Below are 19,744 nucleotides of genomic sequence, written 5' to 3' on the forward strand. Positions count from 1 at the left end.
AGGAACGTCGACTCCCGTCAGCCTAGGGCCTGTTCGCCCGAGCCTCCTCGCCCTGACAGCCGTCGCCGTGCGGTCGGATGTCCCAGGCCGGTCGTTGGAGCTGATCGTTGTACACGATGATGTCGGCGTGGTCGGTTGGGCGGGCCGTGGCGAAGTAGAGCTGTTGCGAGGGGATGTAGCGGTTGCGCCAGGACCGTTCGATGGCGGTGGTGTCGGTGGCGGATCCGGTCAGTGCTGCGTCTCGGGCCCGCGCGCGATCCACTGTCTGCTCGAAGGGGACGGACACGAAGATGCGCAGGTCCCACCGGTCGATGAGTTCTGGGCGCAGGAGGAAGACGCCGTCGAAGAGCAGTACGGCGTCTGCGGGGGCGGTCGCGGTGGGCGGGGACGACGGGGTGTCGGTGTCTCTGTCGTAGACCGCGTGTTGGAACCTTCGGTCGCCGCCCGGGCCCAGCGGATCGAGCAGGACCCGGCACAGCGCGGCACGGTCGTGGGCGTCGAAGTAGCAGCCCTCGGCCGAGTACTGGCCGCGTCGGTAGCGCTGTGCGCGGGGGAAGAGGAAGTCGTCGATGCCCGCGCGGATGACGCGGCTGTCCCGCGCGCGCAGGAAGTCCCCGAGTTCGTCGGCCAGCGTGGTCTTGCCGCAAGCGGGCGGTCCGTCGATGGCGACCCGCAGCGGGTGGGCGGCCCTGACGGTCCCGATCGCCTCGGCCAGCCGACTGATGAGCTCGCCGCGGGTGCCTCGCTCCATCGTTCCCTCTTTCACGGTGTCTCTGTTCGGCGTCAGCCACGAAGAGCGCGTCGGCGCCTCCTGTGACGGTCGCGCGGCTGGCATGTCTCCGCTTCGATCAGACGGTGTTCGCGCACCTGTACGGTAAGCGCGGGACCGCACGCTGCGCGTCCTGATTACTGGCCGTGCGCCGACCAGCCTTTTCAGCAGGTCGGAGGCCGTATTGGAGCAATCCGGTACGGCCATTTCGCTGTTTCTGGGACCCATTGAAGGACGAGAATGCATTCGCCCCTAGCCCGACTCGGCACGAGGGACTCCGAGAGCGGTGTCGCCCGCCTCGTCACCAATGCCCTCCAGCCCCGCAACGTGCTCGTGGTCGGCATGCTCGGGATCGGAGGCGTCGCGGGGGGCCTCGCCGGGCTGGCGTGGGGGCTTCTCGGCGCGCTCTGCGCGGGCCTTGTGCCCGCCGCCTACATCGAGTTCGAGCGGAAGCGCGGGACCTGGGGCGACCGCCACGTGGTGGACCGCACGAAGCGTGCCCCCATCTTCCTCGTCATTCTGGCGTCCGTCGGGACCGGCGCACTCCTGATGACCCTGGGCAACGCCCCGTCGGACGTCATCAGGGCGATGGTCGCGCTCTGGGCGATGACCGTCGTGCTGCTGAGCGTCAACACGGTCTGGAAGATATCCGTCGACTCCGCGGTCGCGTCGGCCGTGGTCGCGCTGCTCGCGGTCGTGCACAGTCCGTGGTGGCTGGTGGGGTACGCCGCGACCGTGGTGGTGTGCTGGTCACGCGTGGCCCTGCGGTATCACACCGTGTGGCAGACGGTGGCGGGCGCGACCCTGGGCGCGCTGACCGCGGTCGCGTGGGTCGGGGCCTGATACGTGTGCACCTGAGGAACGCGGCTACGCGGTGAAGAAGTCGATGAGCGCGCGGGCGATCTCGGCCGGCGCGTTCTCCGTGGGGATGTGATCCGCGCCCGGGACACGTATGAGTGAGGTGTGGGGGATCTCCGCGGTGAACCGCTCGGCGTACGCCACCTTCTCGTGCCTGTCGTCCTCGCCCCAGACCAGCAACTTGGGTGTGGTGGAGCGTCGTAGCGCGGGCACCAGTTCCAGGGTGTAGCGGCTGTCGGCCGCGCACGCCATGGCCGTCCAGGAGCGGCGCACCCGCGCGTCGGTCCACGGGTCCAGGTAGTCCGCGACGCGCTCCTCGGTGGCGGCACCGGCCAGCGCCGACGTCACCGCCTCTCGGCGGGCGGCGAGAACGTCGTCGAGGGTGCTCCCGGCAGCAGCTCCCGAGTCCCGGAACCGGGCCACGTGGGGAGCGGGCCAGGAGTCGTAGAGGACCGAGTTCACCAAGGCGAGACGGGACACGTCCAGGCGGCCGTGGACGAGGAGGTGCTGGGCGATGGCGCCGCCGATGTCGTGCCCCGCCAGGGCGATCGGCCCGGGGAGTTCCAGCGCGGACGCGAACCGCGTCACCCAGTCCGCGAGGGCGAGGACCGTGGCCGTCTCCGGGGTGAGCTCGCCTCCCGAGCGGCCGAGGCCGGGGAGATCGACGGCGACGGGCCGCAGCCCCGCCTCGGCCAAGGGGCCGACGACCGGGAGCCAGACCCGGCTCCAGTACGTGCCGTGCAGCAGCAACACGGCCGGGCCGTCCCGCTCCACGGTCAGATAGCTGGCCGATGCGCCGTCCACCTGGACCGCGTTCCTCAGCACTTTCGGCTCGTCGGTTTCCCTCATGGGACCACGGTGACCGGAGTGCGGCTCCGGGCCGAGAGTCCAGAAAGACACCCATGGGTACATTCCTGCCATGGGTCTCCTTCGAGTGGTGGCGCTGCTCAACCCGCCTCGGTCGCCCTTCGAACTCGCCTGCACCGCCGCGGGCCGCCCGGCGCCATGACCTCGGCCCCGGGACCCTTCGATCTTGGAATACCCGGCCCGAGGCGGGAGTTCACAGGAGGTGCGGTCCGCGGGGCGAGTGAGAGACAGGTGAAGCGATGAAGTCCGTCATCCGGACGACGGCAGGTGGCCCGGAGGTTCTCCGACTCGTCGAGCGTCCGGTCCCCGAACCAGGGCCCGGCGAGGTACGTGTCCGGGTGCACGTGTCGGGCGTCAACCCGACCGACTGGCGCAGCCGCAGGCGCGCCCTTCCGCAGGGCATGGACGAGCAGGTGCCCCACCAGGACGGTGCCGGGGTGATCGACGCGGTCGGCCCGCAGGTCGACCCGGCGCGGGTCGGGCAGCGGGTGTGGCTCTGGGAGGCCGCGTGGGAGCGGCCCTGGGGAACGGCCCAGCAGTACACGCTGGTCCCCGACCGGCAGGCCGTCGCGCTGCCCGACCACGCTCCGTTCGAACTCGGCGCGTCCTTGGGCATCCCGGCCCTGACCGCGCACCGCGCGCTGACCGTTCACGACGGCGGACCCGGGCGCATCGCGCCCGACAGCCTGCGGGGGGTGACCGTCCTGGTGGCGGGTGGTGCCGGTGCGGTCGGCAACGCGGCGATCCAGCTCGCCCGATGGGCCGGGGCACGGGTGGTCACCACCGTCAGCGGCCCCGCCAAGGCCGCGCTCGCGCGTGCGGCCGGTGCCCACGAGGCGGTCGACTACCGCACGCGGGACGCGGCGGCGGAGATCCTGGCGTGCGCACCCGAAGGCGTCGACATCGTGGTGGAGGTCGCACCGGGCGCCAACGCCGCCCTCGACATCGCGGTGGCCGCGCCGGGAGCCGTGGTGGCCTACTACTCGGGTGGCGAGGGCGAGCAGCTGAGCGTCCCGGTGCTCTCCTCGCTGTCGGCGAACCTGCGCTGGCAGAGCGTCTTCGTCTACACCGTGCCGCCCGTGGCGAAACAGCACGCCGTCGCCGACGTCGCGGCGGCCGTGGAGGCGGGCGCGCTGCGGGTGGGCGAGGAGGCCGGACTGCCGTTGCACCGCTTCACACTCGCGCGCACCGCCGACGCCCACACCGCCCTCGAACAGGGCCTCGTCGGGAAGGTCCTGCTCGACGTCCCGTGACCGGTCGGGCGGTGACATCCGGTTCGGCGTACGCGACGTGGCGCTGCACGGCGTCGTCTTCGGCCTCCATCCGCGCGGCTTCGCCGCCCACATGGCACGCAGCCCGCGGATGACCCGCTACCACCTGGAGTGCCCGCCGGGCGACGACCCGGACAACTGGTCGTACGACCGGATCTGGTCCGAGCTGCGCACCTGGCTCGACGCGGCGGGGGCGCGGAGTTCGGCGGTCAGTCGGGCGTCGTGTGCCGGTGTCGTGCCCAGGCCGGCAGGACGAACCAGCACAGCAGGTACCAGGCGACCACGCCCGCCACCAGCCAGGGCACGAGGGTGTTGTCGGTGGCGACCCGCAGGATGAGCAGCAGCGCCGAGGTCAGCGTGCCCAGGAGGAGGACGAGACCGGCCAGGGTCAGCCGTGACGCCCAGACCACGGCCTGGGGCTTGATCCGGCGGCCCGAGACGATGCGGTGGAAGGAGACGGGGCCGATCAGGGCGCCGGTCGCGGCCGAGCCTAGGAGCACCGTCACGACGTAGATCGTCCGGTCCGTGTCCCCGAGCTCCACGAAGCGCGGGGTGAAGACGACGGTGAGCAGGAAGCCGAACAGGATCTGCACCCCGGTCTGCGCCACCCGCACCTCCTGGATGACATCGCCCCAGCGCCGGTCGGCGCGCTCCTCCGGTGTCTCGTCGCGCCCCCAGGGCCGCACGTCGCCCGAGTCAGTCACGGACGTCCTCGGGGCCGTACCAGACCGTCGTGGCGTTGCAGAACTCGCGGATGCCGTGACCCGCGAGCTCCCGCCCGTAGCCGGAGCGTTTGACGCCGCCGAAGGGCAGGCCGGGGTGGGAAGCGGTCATGCCGTTGAAGAAGATCCCGCCCGCCTGGAGGTCCCGTACGCAGCGTTCGGCCTCCGCGTCGTCACGTGTCCACACGTTGGAACTCAGCCCGAACGGCGTGTCGTTGGCGAGGGCGAGCGCCTCGTCCAGGTCGGCGACGCGGTAGAGCGTGGCCACCGGACCGAACGTCTCCTCCCGGTGGATCCGCATCCCCGGGGTGATGTCGGCGAGGACCGTGGGGGAGTAGAACCAGCCCCGCTCCTGCTCCTTGGGGCGCTGCCCGCCGCACAGCGCCGTGGCGCCCTTGGCCAGCGCGTCCTCGACGAGCTCCTCCAGGTCGTCGCGGCCCGCCCGGCTGGACAGCGGGCCGACGTCGGTGGCCTCGTCCATCGGGTCGCCGACCGTCAACTCCCGCATCCCGGCGACGAACCGGTCACGGAAGGCGTCGTAGACATCGGCGTGCACGATGAAGCGCTTGGCGGCGATGCAGGACTGTCCGTTGTTCTGCACGCGAGCGGTCACCGCGGTCTCGGCGGCGCGCGCGACGTCGGCGCTCGGCAGGACGACGTAGGGGTCGCTGCCGCCCAGTTCGAGGACGGTCTTCTTGATCTCGTCACCCGCGGTCGAGGCCACGGCGCGGCCCGCGGGCTCGCTGCCGGTGAGGGTCGCGGCCGCCACCCGCCCGTCCCGCAGGACGGACTCGACGGCGTCGGAGCCGACGAGCAGCGTCTGGAAGCAGCCCTCGGCGAATCCGGCGCGGCGGAACAGGTCCTCCAGATAGAGGGCGGTCTGGGGCACGTTGGAGGCGTGCTTGAGCAGGGCGACGTTGCCTGCCATGAGCGCGGGCGCGGCGAAGCGCACGACCTGCCAGAGCGGGAAGTTCCACGGCATCACGGCGAGGACGGGGCCGAGCGGGCGGTAGCGGACGACGGCCCGCGCCGCGCCGGAGTCGGTGACGTCGTCCTGTGCCGGGTGCTCGTCCGCCAGGAGCGACTCGGCGTGCTCGGCGTACCAGCGCATGGCCTTGACGCACTTGGCCGCCTCCGCCCTTGCCGCCTTGACGGGCTTGCCCATCTCCGTCGTCATCGTGCGGGCGATGTCGGCGGTGTCCTCTTCGAGCAGGTCGGCGGCCCGGTGGAGCAGTCCGGCGCGCTCGGCGAAGGACGTGGCGCGGTGGACGGCGAACGCGGCGTCGGCGGCCGCGACGCACCGCTCGATCGCGGTGGCCGTCAGCGGCTCGAACGTCCTGAGCGTCTCACCGGTGGCGGGGTTGACCGTGGCGATGGGCATGCCGTTCCTCCTCGGGGTGCGTGGTGCGGCCCAGGATCGGGTTCCCTCCCCTTCGACCCTGAACCGGCACCGGCACCCGCGCAAGGCGGCGGGCGTCCCTCACAGGCCGAGGTCGGTCAGGCCGGGGTGGTCGTCGGGGCGGCGGCCGAGCGGCCAGTGGTAGAGGCGGTCGGACTCCGCGATCGGCAGGTCGTTGATGCAGGCGTGCCGGGCGCGCATCAGTCCTTCGTCGTCGAACTCCCAGTTCTCGTTGCCGTACGAGCGGTACCACTGGCCCGAGTCGTCGTGCCACTCGTAGGCGAAGCGCACCGCGATGCGGCGGCCCTCGTGGGCCCACAGCTCCTTGATGAGCCGGTAGTCGAGCTCGCGGGCCCACTTGCGGGACAGGAAGCCGACGATGGCCTCGCGCCCGGTGACGAACTCGGCGCGGTTGCGCCAGCGGGAGTCCTCGCTGTAGGCGAGCGCCACCTTCTCGGGGGTGCGGCTGTTCCAGCCGTCCTCGGCGAGGCGGACCTTCTGGATCGCGGTCTCGCGGGTGAAGGGCGGGACGGGGGGCCGGGCGGCGGTGGGCATGGGGGTCTCCTTGACCAGAGAGGCGAGAACGGTCGTTCTCTGCCGAGGTGCGCCACGATAGGAGAACGCTCGTTCTCGCGCAACGACGCGGGTGTGCCCGAGCACGTAGTAGCCTGAGAGAACGCACGTTCTCGCCGAGACCGAAACCCGACGAACGGAGGAAGGGCTCCATGCGGCACGCCGAAGCGGAGACCAGACTCCTCGACGCCGCCGAGCGGCTCTTCTACGAGCGCGGCATCCAGGCCGTCGGCATGGACCAGGTGCGCACCGCCTCAGGCGTCTCCCTCAAGCGGCTCTACCAGGTCTTCCCCTCGAAGTCGGAGCTGGTGCGCGCCTGCCTTGAGCGCCGCGACCGGCGCTGGCGCGAGCACCTCGCCGCGTACGTGGACGGCACCGAGGGCGCCGACGAGCGCGTCCTCGCGGTCTACGACTGGCTGTACGCGTGGTTCGCCGAGCCGGACTTCCGTGGCTGCGCCTTCATCAACTCCTTCGGTGAACTGGGCGCGGTGGACCCGGCGGTGGCCGACACCGTACGAGCACACAAGGCCGCGTTCCGCGAGTACCTGGCGGCTCTGGTGGCGGACGCGGGCGGCTCCGAGCGAGCCGTCGGGCCGCTGGTCCTGCTCGCCGAGGGTGCCATGACGACCGCCGCGATCACCGGTTCGCCCGAACCGGCCCGTCAAGCCCGCCTCGGCGCGGCGCAGTTGCTGGCCGCGACGTAAGCTCCGAGCGTTCGACACTTCGGCACGAGGAGGGGCGATGGCGAAGACGTACCGCGTGACCGCCGGCACACGGGCGATCAACCGGGTGTTCCACACGATGACCCGGTTCGGGATCGGCAAGGGGTACCGGCACATCCTGACCGTGCGCGGCAGGAAGTCCGGGCGCCTGTACGCCACTCCGGTCGACGTGATGTCGGCCGAGGGCGGCCGCTGGGTCGTCGCCGCCTATGGAGTGGGCGACTGGGTGCGCAACGCGCGGGCGGCCGGAGAGATCGGTCTCAGCCGCGGCGGCAGGTCGGAGAGCGTCCGGGTGGTCGAGCTCGGGCCCGAGGAGAGCGTGCCGGTGCTCCGGCAGTATCTGCGCGAAGTGCCCGTGACGCGCCCCTACTTCGACGTGACCCAGGAGTCCACGGACGAGGCGTTCGCCGCCGAGTCGGCGGGGCATCCGGTGTTCCGTCTCGAACCGCTCGCGTGAGGTCCTGGGCCGTCGGCGTGAGGTGAGGCGTCCGGGGACAAGGGGCCGGGCGGACCCGTGGGAGCGGGTCCGCCCGGCTGGGTGGGCCGCGCGTGGAAGGGCGCGCGGCCGTGGTCTCAGCAGCTCAGGTTCGCGCCCGGCGTGGTGCCCAGGATCTGCGTGAACGCCTTGTACTTGTCGATGCGGCTCTGGACCTGGGCGGGGTTGCCGCCGTTGCACTCCAGGGTGCCGTTGATGGCGCGGATGGTCTCACCGAAACCGGCGCCGCTGACCATGGCGTTGTGCGGGGTCATCTTGCCGGGACCGCTCTGGGTGTTCCAGTACCAGAGGCCGGTCTTCCAGGCGATGGCCGGGTTCTGCTCGACCAGGTACGGGTTGTTGAGCAGGTCGATGCCGAGCGCGTCGCCCGCGGCCTTGTAGTTGAAGTTCCAGCTGAGCTGGATCGGGCCGCGCCCGTAGTAGGCGGCCTGTCCGGCCGGACAGCCGTAGGGCTGGGTCTTGTCGCAGTAGTGCGGGTAGTTGCTCTGGTTCTGCTCGACGACGTACTTCAGGCCGCCCGTCTCGTGGTTGACGTTGGCGAGGAACGCCGCCGCCTCCTGGCGCTTGACGGTGTCGCTGCCGGTGTTCGCGAAGCCGGGGTAGGCGCTGATCGCGTCGGTCAGGCCCTTGTACGTGTAGAACGGGTTCCGGTTCGGGAACATCTGGTTGAACTGCGCCTCGGTGACGAGGAATCCGGACGGGTCGGGGTTGCCCGGGTCCGTGCCGCCGCAGGCGCCCGAGTCCGTCCAGACGTCGGCGCGGCCCGGCGTCTCGTTCTGGGTCCACCACTTGGCGGTCCAGTTGTGCCCGTTGTACGAGGCGGACTTGCCGCCCGTGTAGACGGACGAGGAGTTCCACGGTGCGGCGCACGCGGCGGCGGACGCCGTGGTGGCGGCCGGACCCAGGACGATCATCGTGCCGAGGGCGGCCAGTGCGGCCGCGAAGCCGGTGATTCGTTTGATCATGCCAACTCTCCTTAAGGGCGGGCAGGGGGAGGGCCCGGTGCCGCCAGGGGGTTGCCGGTGACTCAAGCGAAGGTGGTCTGGACCTGTCAAGGTCTAGACCAGGGGTGGAATCAGGCGCTTCGGTGGCCGAGAAGCGTCTTCGCTGTGAATTCGCCGGGCAAATCGCGCCCTCAACTGGGTCGACTTCCACGGGAGTTCGGCGGCGGGGAGGGGTGGGTGCGGCTCGGCGGGCAAGGTAAAGCTTGGCGGGTGTCCACTATGCGGACGGTGGGCGGGGCGGCTTCAGCGCTCGACGGCACCGTTTGACACTCACAAACATGGGATGTTCCCATGTTTCTCGAAACTCGGAGAGAAAGAGAAGGTGCCGACCCATGCCGCTGCGCAGTGCCGCACGGACCAACCTCGTCGATCTGGTCATCGCGCAGATGGAGAGCCTCATCGCCGACGGCGAGTGGAAGGTCGGCGAGAAGATTCCGGCCGAACCGCTGCTCGTGGAGCAGCTCGCCGTGGGCCGCAACACCGTGCGCGAGGCCGTCCGCGCCCTCGTGCACACCGGCATGCTGGAGCCCCGGCAGGGCGACGGCACCTATGTGCGAGCCAGCAGCGACTTCGGCGCCGCCGTGCAGCGCAGGCTCCGCCGCGCGGGCGCCATCGAGGCGTACGAGGTGCGGGCCAGCCTGGAGCGGGACGCCGCGCGCCATGCCGCGGCGCGCCGCACGGAGGACGACCTCGTCACCCTGCGGGCCGCGCTCGTCGAGCGCGACCGGGCCTGGCAGAGCGGCAACATCGCGGCGTTCATCGACGCCGACGTCGCCTTCCACCGCACGGTCGCCGACGCGGCGCACAACAGCGTCCTCGCCGATCTGTACGGGCACCTCAGCGACGCCCTGCGCGAGACGCTGCACTCCGTCGTCGCCGCGCCCGTGCCCGACGCGGTCCGCCACCAGCTCGACGCCCACGAGGCGATCGTCGACGCCATCGAGGCGCGGGACCCCGAGGCCGCGGAGGCGGCCGTGCTCGCCCATCTCGCCGAGGGCATGGCCGCGCTGCGCGACCAGCCGCAGGACGGCACCGACGACGGTATGCACACCGGGGGAGCGGCTCATGTCTGAGGACACCCACGCCGCCGTGCGGGCGCGCCCCGGCACCGACATAGCCGCCGACACCGCGGCGGCCGCCGACGTCACCGGCACCGGCCAGACCCTGCCGACCGGGCGCCGCGCCCTCTACCTGGCCGTAGGCGTCGTCCTGCTCGCGCTCAACCTGCGCCCCGCCCTCGTCGCCGTCTCGCCGCTCGCCGACACCATCCGCGACGACAGCGGCATGTCGGCCGCCGCCACCAGCCTGCTCACCGCGCTGCCGCTGCTCTGCTTCGGGCTGCTCGCGCCCGTCGCCCCGCGCCTCGGCCGCCGCTTCGGCATGGAGCGTTCGCTGCTCGGCACCATGGCGCTGATCTGCGCGGGCACGGCCCTGCGCCTGCTCGACTCGGTGCTCGCGCTCTTCGCGGGCACCGTCGTCATCGGCGCGGGCATCGCCGTCGCCAACGTCCTGCTGCCGGGCCTGATCAAGCGCGACTTCCCCGCGAAGGCGGGTCTGATGACGGGCCTGTACTCCATGTCGCTGTTCGGCGGCGCCGCGCTCGCGGCCGGTGTCACGCTGCCCGTGCAGCAGGCGAGCGGCATGAACTGGCGCACCACGCTCGCCTGTTGGGGCGCGCTCGCGGCGATCGCGCTGCTCGTCTGGCTGCCGCAGATACGGTCGCGTACGCGGGTGAGCGCGGCGGCGGCGCGACAGGCGGCCCATCCCGTACGCGGTCTGTGGCGTTCCCCGCTGGCCTGGCAGGTCACCGCGTACATGGGGCTCCAGTCCCTCAACTACTACGCGGCGGCCGCCTGGTTGCCGACCGTGTTCCAGGACGCGGGGATGAGCGCGGGCGACGCGGGCTGGATGCTCTCCTTCTCCTCGCTGCTCGGCATCGTGGGGTCCTTCCTCGCCCCGGTCGTCGTCGGCCGGCGGCTGCGCTCGGGCACCCTCGCCGTACTCGGCGCGGTGCTCTGCGCGCTCGGCTTCGCGGGGCTGCTCGCCGCTCCGGTCGGCGGCGCCTACCTCTGGATGATCCTGCTCGGCCTCGGCCAGGGCGCGGCCATCAGTCTCGCGCTGCTCTTCATCGTGCAGCGCGCGCCCGACGCACGGCACGCGGCACAGCTGTCCAGCATGTCCCAGTGCTTCGGCTACATCCTGGCGGCGACCGGGCCCACCATCCTGGGCGCGGTCCACGACGCCTCGCACAGCTGGACGGTGCCGCTCGTGCTGCTGTGCGCGCTGCTCGTGCCGCAGGTCGTGGCCGGTCTGGGCGCGGCGCGCGACCGTCACGTGGCGGGCATCGGCTGACCTCGACTCGGGCAGGATGCACCCGGTGCGGTTCTTCACGGCGCACCGTGTCGGATCAGAAGGGTGCAGCGATGACGGATTCGGCCCACGGGGGGCTCGTGGTCTCACGGGCGACGCTCGACGACTGGCGCGTGGTGACGGGATGGGCGGCGGACGAGGGCTGGAACCCGGGTCTCGCCGACGCCCCCTCGTTCTTCGCGCAGGACCCCGAGGGGTTCTTCGTGGGGCGCGTCGACGGTGCGCCGGTCTCAGCGGTCTCGGTGGTCAACTACGGGGAGCGGTACGCCTTTCTGGGCTTCTACCTCGTCAGGCCCGACCTGCGCGGCCGAGGTTACGGCCTGGCCACCTGGCAGGCGGGGCTCGCGCACGCGGGCGGGCGGACCGTGGGCCTGGACGGCGTGCCCGACCAGCAGGACAACTACCGCCGCTCCGGCTTCCAGCGGCGGCACGGCACCCTGCGCTACATCGGCCCGCTGCCCGCCGTCGACGTGCCCGACCGGCACGTACGACCCGTCGAGGCCGCGGGTCTTCGGGCCCTCATGGCGTACGACAGCGCCTGCCTGCCCGCCGACCGGCCGCGCTTCCTGGAGTCCTGGCTCGCCGCGCCGGGGCACCGCTCGCTCGCCCGCATCGTCGACGGGCGGCTCACCGGGTACGGCGTGCTGCGCCCGGGCCGCGACGCACGGCGCGTCGGGCCGCTCTTCGCGGACACCCGCGAGGACGCCGAGGCGCTCCTGGACGCGCTGGCGGCGGAGGCCGACGGCGCTCCCGTCGCGATGGACGTGCCCGAGAGCAACCCGGCGGCGGTCGCCCTCGCCGAGGCGCGCGGCATGAAGCCGACGTTCGACACCGCCCGCATGTACACGGGACCGGTCAGGGACTTCGCCGAGGAGCGGGTCTTCGGCGTCACCACGCTCGAACTCGGTTAGCCGGGCGGCCCGAAGGGGCGGACCGCCGGGTTCCGGGGGACCCGGCGGCAGCCGCCCCGTACCCCGTTCGGGAAAGACGTTGACCTCAAGCTTGATTGAGGTCCTAACGTTCCCCGCATGAGCATGGAAACCACCGCCTGGACCCAGCTGCACAGCGTGATGAACGCCCAGCAGGACGACCGCCGCCCCTTCGCCCGCGCCACGCTGCGCCGCATCGGCGCCTTCGCACGGCCCCACCGGCGGCGCATCTGGCAGTTCGTGCTGCTGAGCGTCGTCACCGCGCTGCTCGCCGTGGCCACCCCCGTACTCGCGGGGAACGTCGTCAACGCCATCGTCACCGGCGCCGAGTCCGGGACCGTGGTGCGCTACGCCCTGCTCATCGCCGTCATCGCGGTCGCCGAGGCCGGACTCGGCCTGCTCGCCCGCTGGCTTTCGGCGAACCTCGGCGAGGCCCTCATCCTCGATCTGCGGACCGCCGTCTTCGACCACGTGCAGCGCATGCCCGTCGCCTTCTTCACCCGCACCCGCACGGGCGCGCTCGTCAGCCGCCTCAACAACGACGTGATCGGCGCGCAGCGCGCCTTCAGCAACACGCTCTCCGGAGTGGTCGGCAACGTCGTGACGCTGGTGCTCACGCTGGCCGTCATGCTCACCCTGTCGTGGCAGATCACGCTGCTCGCGCTGCTGCTCCTGCCCGTCTTCGTCGTGCCCGCGCGCCGCATGGGCTCCCGGATGGCCCGGCTGCAGCGCGAGGCCGCGGCCCACAACGCCGCGATGGGCACCCGGATGACCGAGCGGTTCTCCGCGCCGGGCGCCACCCTCATCAAGCTCTTCGGCAGGCCGGGCGACGAGTCCGCGGAGTTCGCCGCGCGGGCCCACCGGGTGCGCGACATCGGCGTCCGCACCGCCATGGCCCAGTCCACGTTCATCACCGCGCTCACCCTCGTCTCCGCCCTGGCGCTCGCCCTCGTCTACGGCCTCGGCGGCTACTTCGCCCTGGAAGGCACGCTCGAAGCGGGCGCCGTGGTCTCCCTCGCGCTGCTGCTCACCCGTCTCTACGCGCCGCTGACCTCCCTGGCGGGCGCACGGGTCGAGGTGATGAGCGCACTCGTCAGCTTCGAGCGGGTCTTCGAGGTGCTCGACCTGAAGCCGCTCATCGAGGAGAAGCCCGACGCCGTGCCGGTGCCCGAAGGCCCGGTCGCCGTCGAGTTCGAGAAGGTCAGCTTCGGCTACCCGTCGGCCGACAAGGTCTCCCTCGCCTCCCTCGAAGAGGTCGCCTCGCTCGACACCCGCGGCGGCGACGAGGTGCTCCACGGCCTCTCCTTCCGCGCGGAGCCGGGACAGACCGTCGCGCTCGTCGGCTCGTCGGGGGCGGGCAAGTCGACCATCGCGCAACTGCTTCCCCGGCTGTACGACGCGGACTCCGGAGTCGTCCGCATCGGCGGCGTCGACGTCCGCGACCTGTCGGCGGAGTCGATGCGGGCCACGCTCGGCATGGTCACCCAGGACGGCCACCTCTTCCACGAGTCCGTCCGCGCCAACCTGCTCCTCGCCAGGCCGGAGGCGACCGAGGACGACCTGTGGGACGTGCTGCGCAGGGCACGCCTCGAAGACCTGGTGCGCTCGCTGCCCGACAGCCTCGACACGGTGGTCGGCGAGCGCGGCTACCGGCTCTCCGGCGGCGAACGCCAGCGCATGACCATCGCCCGTCTGCTCCTGGCCCGCCAGCGCGTCGTCATCCTCGACGAGGCGACGGCCCACCTGGACAACACCTCGGAGGCCGCGGTCCAGGAAGCCCTCGGCGAGGCGCTCGCGGGCCGCACCGCCGTGGTGATCGCCCACCGCCTCTCCACGATCAGGTCCGCCGACCAGATCCTCGTCGTGGAGGCCGGACGCATCGTGGAACGCGGCACGCACGAGGAACTCCTCGATGTCGGCGGGCGCTACGCGGAGCTGTATCGGACGCAGTTCGCCAAGGGCACGGATGTCGTCGAGGCGGCCTGAGGGGAGCCCCCGGAGGAAATCCGAGGAGAAAACGGCCCGTACCGGTACCGGCGGTAACCCCGCCCCCGGCGCGGGCCGTTTCACAAGATCGCGAAGCCCCCGGACGTCCACCAGGAGTTCATTGGTTCCCCACCAACGACACACCCTCCCGTGAGAGAAACCTCCCATGTGCGATGACGAGTTGATACCGCCGAGCGCGGACATGACCGAGGACGAGTGGCTGCGGCGGGACCCCTCCCTGGGGGAAGGGCCCGTGGGGCAGCGGGTCAGGGAGATGCGGGCGCTGCGTCGGCGCTCGGTGCTCGGAGGCGTGGTGGCGGGGGCGGCGGCCCTCGCGGTGCTGCCGGGACAGGCGCCGGCGGCCGCGGCCGCCGGCACGCGGGAGCCGGGGAAGTTCCCGCTGCCGACGGGACCGAACCGTGCGGGGGAGTACGCGGTCCTGCTCACCGGCGACGCGGGAACGGGCGAGGAGTCGCAGCACGCGGTCGCCGCCGCCGCGCGCGAGGTGTGCACGGCGCAGGGCGTCAGCCTCGCCGTCGGCCTCGGCGACAACATCTACGAGAACGGTCCCGAGTCCGACCACGACTCGGAGTTCGCCAGCAAGTTCGAGGACCCCAACTCCGGCCTGGACATGCCCTGGCTGATGGTCCTCGGCAACCACGACTGCTCCGGGCTGATCCCCGGCAGCGGCGGCGACCCCTCGCGCGGCGACCGCGAGGTCTCCTACGCCAAGAGCTCCCGGCGGTGGTACATGCCGAGCCGCTACTACAACGTGGCGCTGCCCGCCGCCGGCGGAGCACAGGGCGACCCACTGGTGGAGTTCTTCGCGCTCGACACCAACCCCGTCACCTCGTACGTCATGCAGACCGATCCGCACTACTACTGGAACGGTCCGTACATGCGCGACCAGCGGGCCTGGCTCGACGGCGCGCTCAAGGCGTCGCGGGCCCGCTGGAAGATCGTCCTCGGCCACCACCCGTACCTGAACAACGGCAAGCACGGCAGCGCCGGTTCGTACGACGGTTTCGTGATCGGGAACTACACCAGCGGCATCCACCTGAAGGAGCTGTACGAGGAGGTGGTGTGCGGCCGCGCCGACCTCATCCTGTCCGGGCACGACCACACGCTGCAGCTCCTGGAGCCCACCGCGCGCACCGGCGGCACCCGGCAGATCGTCTGCGGCGCCGCGGCCAAGTCCGGTGACGGCAAGGCCCACTTCAACCACCCCTCGACCTGGCAGAACTTCTCCGACCACGGCTTCATGCTGCTCAAGGTGTCGGACCGGGCGATGACCGTGGAGGCGTACACGGTCGACGTCGCGACCCGCAAGGCGAGCCTCGCGCACCGCACGCGCACGGCGACGCCGGTGGCGGGCGCGCGGGTCTGAGGGGGCGCGAGCCCCCTATCCGGACGGTTCACGCCAAAGGAGGGCGCGGGCGGAGGCTGGAATTCCGCGAGCGGGGTTTGAACCGCTTTGCGGGGTATGGATGCGATCATGACTGCGACCAGCGCACCCGGCCCCGCCACGCCCACCCGCACCCCGGCCGTCGCCATACTGCGCCTGCTCGGCGGGTTCCAGATCTCCCAGGCCCTCTACGTCGCGGCCCGCGCGGGCATCGCCGACGAACTGTGCGACGGAGCACGCCGGGTCCCCCGGGTGGCCGAGGCCACCGGCCTGCGGCCCGACCTGCTGCGCAGGCTCCTGCGCACCCTCTCCGTCGAACAGGTCTTCACGTACGACGAGAGCCAGGACTCGGTGGCCCTCGGCCCGCTCGGCCACACGCTCCGCGGTGACACCGACGAATCCGTGCGCGACATCGCCCTCATGTGGATGGAGACCCACTACCGGCCCTTCGCCCAGTTGTGGGCCACGCTGCACGACGGAGTCCCGGCCGCCGAACGGGAGTTGGGCAAGCCTTTCTTCGACTGGCTCGGCGAGGACGCGGACCGCGTCGCCGGATTCACCTCCGCGATGGGCAACATGATGCGCGCCATCCGACAGGACGCCCTCGACGCCATCGACCTGCGCGACGTCGAGCACCTCGTCGACATCGGGGGCGCCGACGGCACGGCCATCGCCTCCCTCGCGCGGCGCCACCCCCGGCTGCGGGGCACCGTCTTCGACCTGCCGCACGTCGTCACGGCCGCGCCCGCGACCCTTGCGGTGCAGGGGCTCGCCGACCGGATCGACACCAGCGGCGGCGACTTCTTCCAGGCCGTTCCCGCAGGGGCCGACGCGTATCTCGCCTGCTTCATCCTCCACGACTGGAACGACAAGCAGAGCACCCGCATCCTGGAACGCGTCCACGAGGCCGCCGCCCCCGGCGCCCGGCTCTACCTCGTCGAGACCGTCATCGGCAAGGGCCCCGCGCCGGAGATCGCCACGATGCTGGACCTGACCATGATGGGCATGCTCGACGGCAGGGAACGCACCCCGCAGGACTGGCGGGCCCTGCTCGCGGGCGCCGGGTTCCGGCTCACCGGGATCGTGGAGACGGCGGGCCCGATGTGCGTCGTCGAGGCGGTCAAGGTCGATTCCTGACGGCACTCGTGGGTGACTCCCCGTCCGTCCGCCGGTCGGCCTGATCGACCACGAGGTGCCGGTGGACGGGCGGCAGTCCGGGCAGCACCCCCGGCCAGACCGTGTCGATGACGTGGGCGCTGGGTGTGAACAGGGCCTGGCCCAGGGCGGGCAGATCGCGCACCTCGTGCCACTCCCAGCGCCGGATCAGCTCCGGCTCCGTCACCCGCGGCTCGCCGGTGTGCGCGGTGACGCGGACGGCGGCGGTCACCCGGGGCATCTCGTCCACGGCGTCCATGAGGACGGCGAGCAGACGCGCGTCGTCCGCCCCGGCCCGGAGCCCCGTCTCCTCCGCGAGCTCGCGCACCGCCGCCGCGGTGAACGCCTCCCCGGGCTCGTTCTTGCCACCGGGCAGCTCCCACGCGCCGCCGACCGACAGGCCGAGCAGCACCCGCCCCGCCGCGTCGGTGACCACGACCCCGGCGCCCGTGAGCGCGTGCGGCCTCGGCCGTCCCTTGCCGCGGAAGGCGACCCGGGCGGGGGCGGGGTCGCGCAGCACCAGGAAGGCGAGTCCCTGCGCGTCGTACCGCTCGACCCGGCCCCAGCCCGCGCCGAGCAGGCCGATCTCGTCCTCGTCGAGCGCGATGTCCCGCCTGCCCTCCGGCACGTGGTCGGCGAGGAGCGTGATCACGCACAGGGCACCGCCCGGCCTGAGCCGCTCGCGCAGCCGGTTCAGGACCCGGGTCCGGTCGGCGACGAACGCCAGGGAGAGCCGGAAGGTGATCAGGTCGTACGCCGGGTGCGGCAGACCGGCGATGTCGTCGCGCTCGACGTCGAACCGCAGGAATTCCACCGGGAGTTCGCCCACGCCGTCGACCGCGCTCGCGGCGGCGACGGCGGCGGGGGCGTAGTCGACCGCGTCGGTGCGGTATCCGGCCGCGGCGAGATGCCGGGCGAGTTCTCCGAGGCCGCACCCGACATCGAGGGCGAGAGCGCCGTCCGGGGCCGGGACGTGCGCGGCGAGCAGCTCCCGTTCGCTGTCGCCGAGCGGGCGGAACGAGGCGCCGCTCCGGTAGTGCGCGTCCCACTCTTCCTGCGAGGTGTATCCCACGGTCAGCTGCTCCTTGCCTCCGCGGCACGCGCGGCGCGGCGGTAGTGGTCGAGTTGGGTGATGCCGTTGTAGCCGTAGCTCTCCGGGTGGAGTTCGTGGAGGGCGACCCCGGTGAGCGGAGGCAGAAGCTCCAGTGTCTCGTGGAGCAGGGCGTAGGCCCCGGCGATGAAACGGGCCTTCTCCTCCGCGCTGTTGGTGCCCGCGGTGATGCTCACCTCCACATGTGCGCCGGTGGCCCCGCCGACCGGCAGGCCCGCGACGAAGTAGTGCGTACCGGGGATCGTGTGCACCTGGACCGTGGTGCGGGCGGCGTCCTTGCCGAGCGCGGAGACGGCCAGCTCCGTGAGGCCCTCGGCCAGTGCCGCGCGGTGTGCGGCGGGCAGGTCGGGGTCGGAGACGGTGACGCGGATGTACGGCATGCGGGGAGCCTTCCGTGAGGGGGGAGTGGATGACCGCAACCCTTCCTGGTCAGCGAAGATGGGTCCAACACGGATCGTTCATGAGGGTATGAGAGGGGCTCATGAGAGGGGTTCACGCGCTGAACCTGCCGCAACTGCGTGCCTTCGTCGCTGTCGTCGACGCGGGCGGCTTCGGGGCGGCGGCGACGGATCTCGGGCTGAGCCAGTCCGCCGTCTCGCACGCCCTCGCCGCGCTGGAACGCGCCCTCGGCGCGTCGCTCGTCGTCCGCTCGGCTCCCGTACGCACCACGGCGCTTGGCGACACCGTCCTGCCGCACGCCCGCGCCGCGCTCGCGGCCACCGACGCGATCGGTGAGGCTGCCGCCCTGCACGACGCGGCGACGGGCGGCACGGTGCGCCTGGCCGCCACGCCCACGGTCCGCCAGGGGCTCCTGCCCGCGCTGCTGCGCCAGTGGTCCGAGCGGCTGCCCGGTGTCCGGGTCCGGGTGTTCGAGGGCAGCGGCGAGGAGATCGACGCGTGGCTCGCGGGCGGCGCCGCCGACGCGGCGGTCGTGGTCGATCCGCCACAAGTGGCCGATGGCGAGGGCGAGTTGGGGACTCTGCTGCGCGTCGACCCCTTCTTCGCCCTGCTGCCGCTGAACCATCCCCTGGCGGGCGAGTCGAGCGTTCACGTGGGGGACCTCGCCGACGACCCGCTGATCCTCTCGCCCAACGGCTGTGAACGGCACATCCGTGTCATTCACCGGCTCGGGGGCGTGGCGTACTCCCTCGCCCACCGCGTACGCGACCTCGGCACGCTCATCAGCATGGTCCAGGCGGGGCTCGGCGTCTCGATCCTGCCGGAGGTCTCGCGGCCGCTGGTCCCCGACGACCTCGTCCTGGTGCCTGTCGTCCCGCACCACAGCAGACGGCTCGTGCTGACAGGACCCCGCGAACGGCCTTGGCAACTCCCGGTGCGGGCGCTCGTCGAGGCGGCCGCACGAAGCGGTCGGGAAACGGGTCCTGGGAGCGGCAGAACGGGCGCGACGGGCCCGGAGACGACCCTCTCCTGAGAGCCCGACCGCGCCCGCCGTGCGTCCTCGCACTCGGTATCGCGGTCGCGAAGCTTACGCGCGGTAATGCCTGATGGCGTGGGAGCGGGTGATTCGCTCCGGCATATCTGACGGGGTGTTCGTCGCGCGGGGAGGCCGCCGTGTCAGAGAAATGAGAAGTAGCATTCCGCTTTTGATAACCACCGGCGGATTGGGTGGAACGGGCCCTGTCCGCTCCGATACCGTTGAGCCGGTCACAGGGCGCGGGTCGCGCATTCACTTGTTTTCTTTGACCCGCCCGCGCAACCGGCCGGGCTTTTCGAGCATCTTCCCTTGATCTCTGTATCGAGTCCGGCGCCCGCGCAAGGCCCCTGGGTCCATGGAGTCCACGTAAAGGGCGGACTAAGACTCAGTGGCTCGTGAGGCGGGTTCCGTACTTCCGGGCGTGCCGTCGCTGTCGCCGGACGCCGGTCTCTCGCCGAGCCCGAAAGGGTGTTGTCGTCGTGCGTTTACCCTTCCCCCACACCTACGACCCCGTCGGCCTTCTCAATGTCATGATCACTTCATGGTGTCACGTCCGTGGTCCTGGCCCTTCTCGCGCCTCGCGCGAGCCCTGGGGGCCGGATGTCGTCGCGCGAAGACCGTGTGAACTGCGACACGTCGCACCTGTGAGTTGTTTTCGGCCTGACAGGTACT

General features: G+C 71.8%; 19 protein-coding genes. 11 read left to right on the top strand and 8 right to left on the bottom strand.

Translation table 11 applies throughout. The features are described from left to right. Window positions 1-22 precede the first annotated feature (22 nt). On the bottom strand, window positions 23-751 hold the full coding sequence (locus KY5_RS37045; RefSeq protein WP_098246297.1) for a cytidylate kinase family protein: 729 nt from the start codon (window positions 749-751) through the stop codon (window positions 23-25). Between the two features lie 258 nt (window positions 752-1,009). Between KY5_RS37045 and KY5_RS37050 the strand changes: the two genes are divergently transcribed. Beyond that, complete coding sequence (locus KY5_RS37050; RefSeq protein ID WP_098246298.1) at window positions 1,010-1,612, top strand: hypothetical protein; 603 nt, start codon at window positions 1,010-1,012, stop codon at window positions 1,610-1,612. A gap of 24 nt (window positions 1,613-1,636) precedes the next feature. Here KY5_RS37050 and KY5_RS37055 read toward each other — a convergent pair whose 3' ends face one another. Next, window positions 1,637-2,476, bottom strand: a complete 840-nt coding sequence (locus KY5_RS37055; protein WP_098246299.1) for an alpha/beta fold hydrolase — start codon at window positions 2,474-2,476, stop codon at window positions 1,637-1,639. A 257-nt stretch (window positions 2,477-2,733) separates the two neighbouring features. On the opposite strand from KY5_RS37055, the gene KY5_RS37060 reads away from it, so the two are divergent. Beyond that, window positions 2,734-3,747: an NADPH:quinone reductase gene (locus KY5_RS37060; RefSeq protein WP_098246300.1), complete on the top strand. Its 1,014-nt coding sequence runs from the start codon at window positions 2,734-2,736 to the stop codon at window positions 3,745-3,747. A 227-nt stretch (window positions 3,748-3,974) separates the two neighbouring features. Here the strand turns inward: KY5_RS37060 and KY5_RS37070 are convergent, their stop codons facing one another. The 3 genes from KY5_RS37070 to KY5_RS37080 form a co-directional block, all read right to left on the bottom strand. Further along, window positions 3,975-4,469 carry a DUF6328 family protein gene (locus tag KY5_RS37070; protein ID WP_098246301.1) on the bottom strand — a complete coding sequence of 165 codons (495 nt, stop codon included), beginning with the start codon at window positions 4,467-4,469 and terminating at the stop codon, window positions 3,975-3,977. Continuing rightward, a complete protein-coding gene (locus KY5_RS37075; protein WP_098246302.1) occupies window positions 4,462-5,868 on the bottom strand; it encodes an NADP-dependent succinic semialdehyde dehydrogenase in 1,407 nt (468 codons plus the stop codon). Before KY5_RS37075 ends, KY5_RS37070 begins: the two co-directional genes overlap by 8 nt. 99 nt (window positions 5,869-5,967) lie before the next feature. Further along, window positions 5,968-6,441, bottom strand: coding sequence for a DUF1348 family protein (locus KY5_RS37080; RefSeq protein ID WP_098246303.1), 474 nt, complete (start codon window positions 6,439-6,441; stop codon window positions 5,968-5,970). Window positions 6,442-6,611: 170 nt separating this feature from the next. Here KY5_RS37080 and KY5_RS37085 point away from each other — a divergent pair, with 170 nt between their 5' ends. After that, window positions 6,612-7,163 carry a TetR/AcrR family transcriptional regulator gene (locus tag KY5_RS37085; protein WP_098246304.1) on the top strand — a complete coding sequence of 184 codons (552 nt, stop codon included), beginning with the start codon at window positions 6,612-6,614 and terminating at the stop codon, window positions 7,161-7,163. Window positions 7,164-7,200: 37 nt separating this feature from the next. After that, window positions 7,201-7,638, top strand: a complete 438-nt coding sequence (locus KY5_RS37090) for a nitroreductase/quinone reductase family protein (protein WP_098246305.1) — start codon at window positions 7,201-7,203, stop codon at window positions 7,636-7,638. A 116-nt stretch (window positions 7,639-7,754) separates the two neighbouring features. Here KY5_RS37090 and KY5_RS37095 read toward each other — a convergent pair whose 3' ends face one another. Beyond that, a complete protein-coding gene (locus tag KY5_RS37095) occupies window positions 7,755-8,642 on the bottom strand; it encodes a glycoside hydrolase family 19 protein (RefSeq protein WP_098246306.1) in 888 nt (295 codons plus the stop codon). Between the two features lie 371 nt (window positions 8,643-9,013). Here KY5_RS37095 and KY5_RS37100 point away from each other — a divergent pair, with 371 nt between their 5' ends. The 6 genes from KY5_RS37100 (at window position 9,014) to KY5_RS37125 (ending at window position 16,508) form a co-directional block, all read left to right on the top strand. Next, complete coding sequence (locus KY5_RS37100; RefSeq protein ID WP_098246307.1) at window positions 9,014-9,754, top strand: FadR/GntR family transcriptional regulator; 741 nt, start codon at window positions 9,014-9,016, stop codon at window positions 9,752-9,754. Next, on the top strand, window positions 9,747-11,033 hold the full coding sequence (locus KY5_RS37105) for a CynX/NimT family MFS transporter (RefSeq protein ID WP_098246308.1): 1,287 nt from the start codon (window positions 9,747-9,749) through the stop codon (window positions 11,031-11,033). Before KY5_RS37100 ends, KY5_RS37105 begins: the two co-directional genes overlap by 8 nt. A 71-nt stretch (window positions 11,034-11,104) precedes the next feature. Continuing rightward, window positions 11,105-11,962, top strand: coding sequence for a GNAT family N-acetyltransferase (locus tag KY5_RS37110; protein WP_098246309.1), 858 nt, complete (start codon window positions 11,105-11,107; stop codon window positions 11,960-11,962). A 117-nt stretch (window positions 11,963-12,079) separates the two neighbouring features. After that, a complete protein-coding gene (locus KY5_RS37115) occupies window positions 12,080-13,966 on the top strand; it encodes an ABC transporter ATP-binding protein (protein ID WP_098246310.1) in 1,887 nt (628 codons plus the stop codon). A 166-nt stretch (window positions 13,967-14,132) separates the two neighbouring features. Then, entirely contained in the window at window positions 14,133-15,353 is a 1,221-nt protein-coding gene (locus KY5_RS37120) for a metallophosphoesterase (RefSeq protein WP_098246311.1), read from the top strand. Window positions 15,354-15,461: 108 nt separating this feature from the next. Beyond that, the gene (locus KY5_RS37125; RefSeq protein ID WP_159072692.1) at window positions 15,462-16,508 is read left to right on the top strand and encodes a methyltransferase; all 1,047 of its coding nucleotides are present in this window, start codon (window positions 15,462-15,464) and stop codon (window positions 16,506-16,508) included. Here the strand turns inward: KY5_RS37125 and KY5_RS43135 are convergent. Together KY5_RS43135 and KY5_RS37135 are read right to left on the bottom strand one after the other, a co-directional pair. Further along, the gene (locus KY5_RS43135) at window positions 16,492-17,598 is read right to left on the bottom strand and encodes a bifunctional class I SAM-dependent methyltransferase/NUDIX hydrolase (protein ID WP_098246313.1); all 1,107 of its coding nucleotides are present in this window, start codon (window positions 17,596-17,598) and stop codon (window positions 16,492-16,494) included. The two genes, KY5_RS37125 and KY5_RS43135, sit on opposite strands and share 17 nt — an antisense overlap. Window positions 17,599-17,600: 2 nt before the next feature. Further along, on the bottom strand, window positions 17,601-18,017 hold the full coding sequence (locus KY5_RS37135; RefSeq protein WP_098246314.1) for a tautomerase family protein: 417 nt from the start codon (window positions 18,015-18,017) through the stop codon (window positions 17,601-17,603). 101 nt (window positions 18,018-18,118) lie between these two features. Here KY5_RS37135 and KY5_RS37140 point away from each other — a divergent pair, with 101 nt between their 5' ends. After that, the gene (locus tag KY5_RS37140) at window positions 18,119-19,069 is read left to right on the top strand and encodes a LysR family transcriptional regulator (RefSeq protein ID WP_098246315.1); all 951 of its coding nucleotides are present in this window, start codon (window positions 18,119-18,121) and stop codon (window positions 19,067-19,069) included. Window positions 19,070-19,744 lie beyond the last annotated feature (675 nt).

It is taken from the genome of Streptomyces formicae (assembly GCF_002556545.1).
GTDB lineage: Bacteria > Actinomycetota > Actinomycetes > Streptomycetales > Streptomycetaceae > Streptomyces > Streptomyces formicae_A.

Coding starts and splice junctions, on each gene's coding strand:
- KY5_RS37045 (WP_098246297.1), bottom strand. CDS start 751: ATGGAGCGAGGCACCCGCGGCGAGCTCATCAGTCGGCTGGCCGAGGCG.
- KY5_RS37050 (WP_098246298.1), top strand. CDS start 1,010: ATGCATTCGCCCCTAGCCCGACTCGGCACGAGGGACTCCGAGAGCGGT.
- KY5_RS37055 (WP_098246299.1), bottom strand. CDS start 2,476: ATGAGGGAAACCGACGAGCCGAAAGTGCTGAGGAACGCGGTCCAGGTG.
- KY5_RS37060 (WP_098246300.1), top strand. CDS start 2,734: ATGAAGTCCGTCATCCGGACGACGGCAGGTGGCCCGGAGGTTCTCCGA.
- KY5_RS37075 (WP_098246302.1), bottom strand. CDS start 5,868: ATGCCCATCGCCACGGTCAACCCCGCCACCGGTGAGACGCTCAGGACG.
- KY5_RS37080 (WP_098246303.1), bottom strand. CDS start 6,441: ATGCCCACCGCCGCCCGGCCCCCCGTCCCGCCCTTCACCCGCGAGACC.
- KY5_RS37085 (WP_098246304.1), top strand. CDS start 6,612: ATGCGGCACGCCGAAGCGGAGACCAGACTCCTCGACGCCGCCGAGCGG.
- KY5_RS37090 (WP_098246305.1), top strand. CDS start 7,201: ATGGCGAAGACGTACCGCGTGACCGCCGGCACACGGGCGATCAACCGG.
- KY5_RS37095 (WP_098246306.1), bottom strand. CDS start 8,642: ATGATCAAACGAATCACCGGCTTCGCGGCCGCACTGGCCGCCCTCGGC.
- KY5_RS37100 (WP_098246307.1), top strand. CDS start 9,014: ATGCCGCTGCGCAGTGCCGCACGGACCAACCTCGTCGATCTGGTCATC.
- KY5_RS37105 (WP_098246308.1), top strand. CDS start 9,747: ATGTCTGAGGACACCCACGCCGCCGTGCGGGCGCGCCCCGGCACCGAC.
- KY5_RS37110 (WP_098246309.1), top strand. CDS start 11,105: ATGACGGATTCGGCCCACGGGGGGCTCGTGGTCTCACGGGCGACGCTC.
- KY5_RS37115 (WP_098246310.1), top strand. CDS start 12,080: ATGAGCATGGAAACCACCGCCTGGACCCAGCTGCACAGCGTGATGAAC.
- KY5_RS37120 (WP_098246311.1), top strand. CDS start 14,133: ATGTGCGATGACGAGTTGATACCGCCGAGCGCGGACATGACCGAGGAC.
- KY5_RS37125 (WP_159072692.1), top strand. CDS start 15,462: ATGACTGCGACCAGCGCACCCGGCCCCGCCACGCCCACCCGCACCCCG.
- KY5_RS37135 (WP_098246314.1), bottom strand. CDS start 18,017: ATGCCGTACATCCGCGTCACCGTCTCCGACCCCGACCTGCCCGCCGCA.
- KY5_RS37140 (WP_098246315.1), top strand. CDS start 18,119: ATGAGAGGGGTTCACGCGCTGAACCTGCCGCAACTGCGTGCCTTCGTC.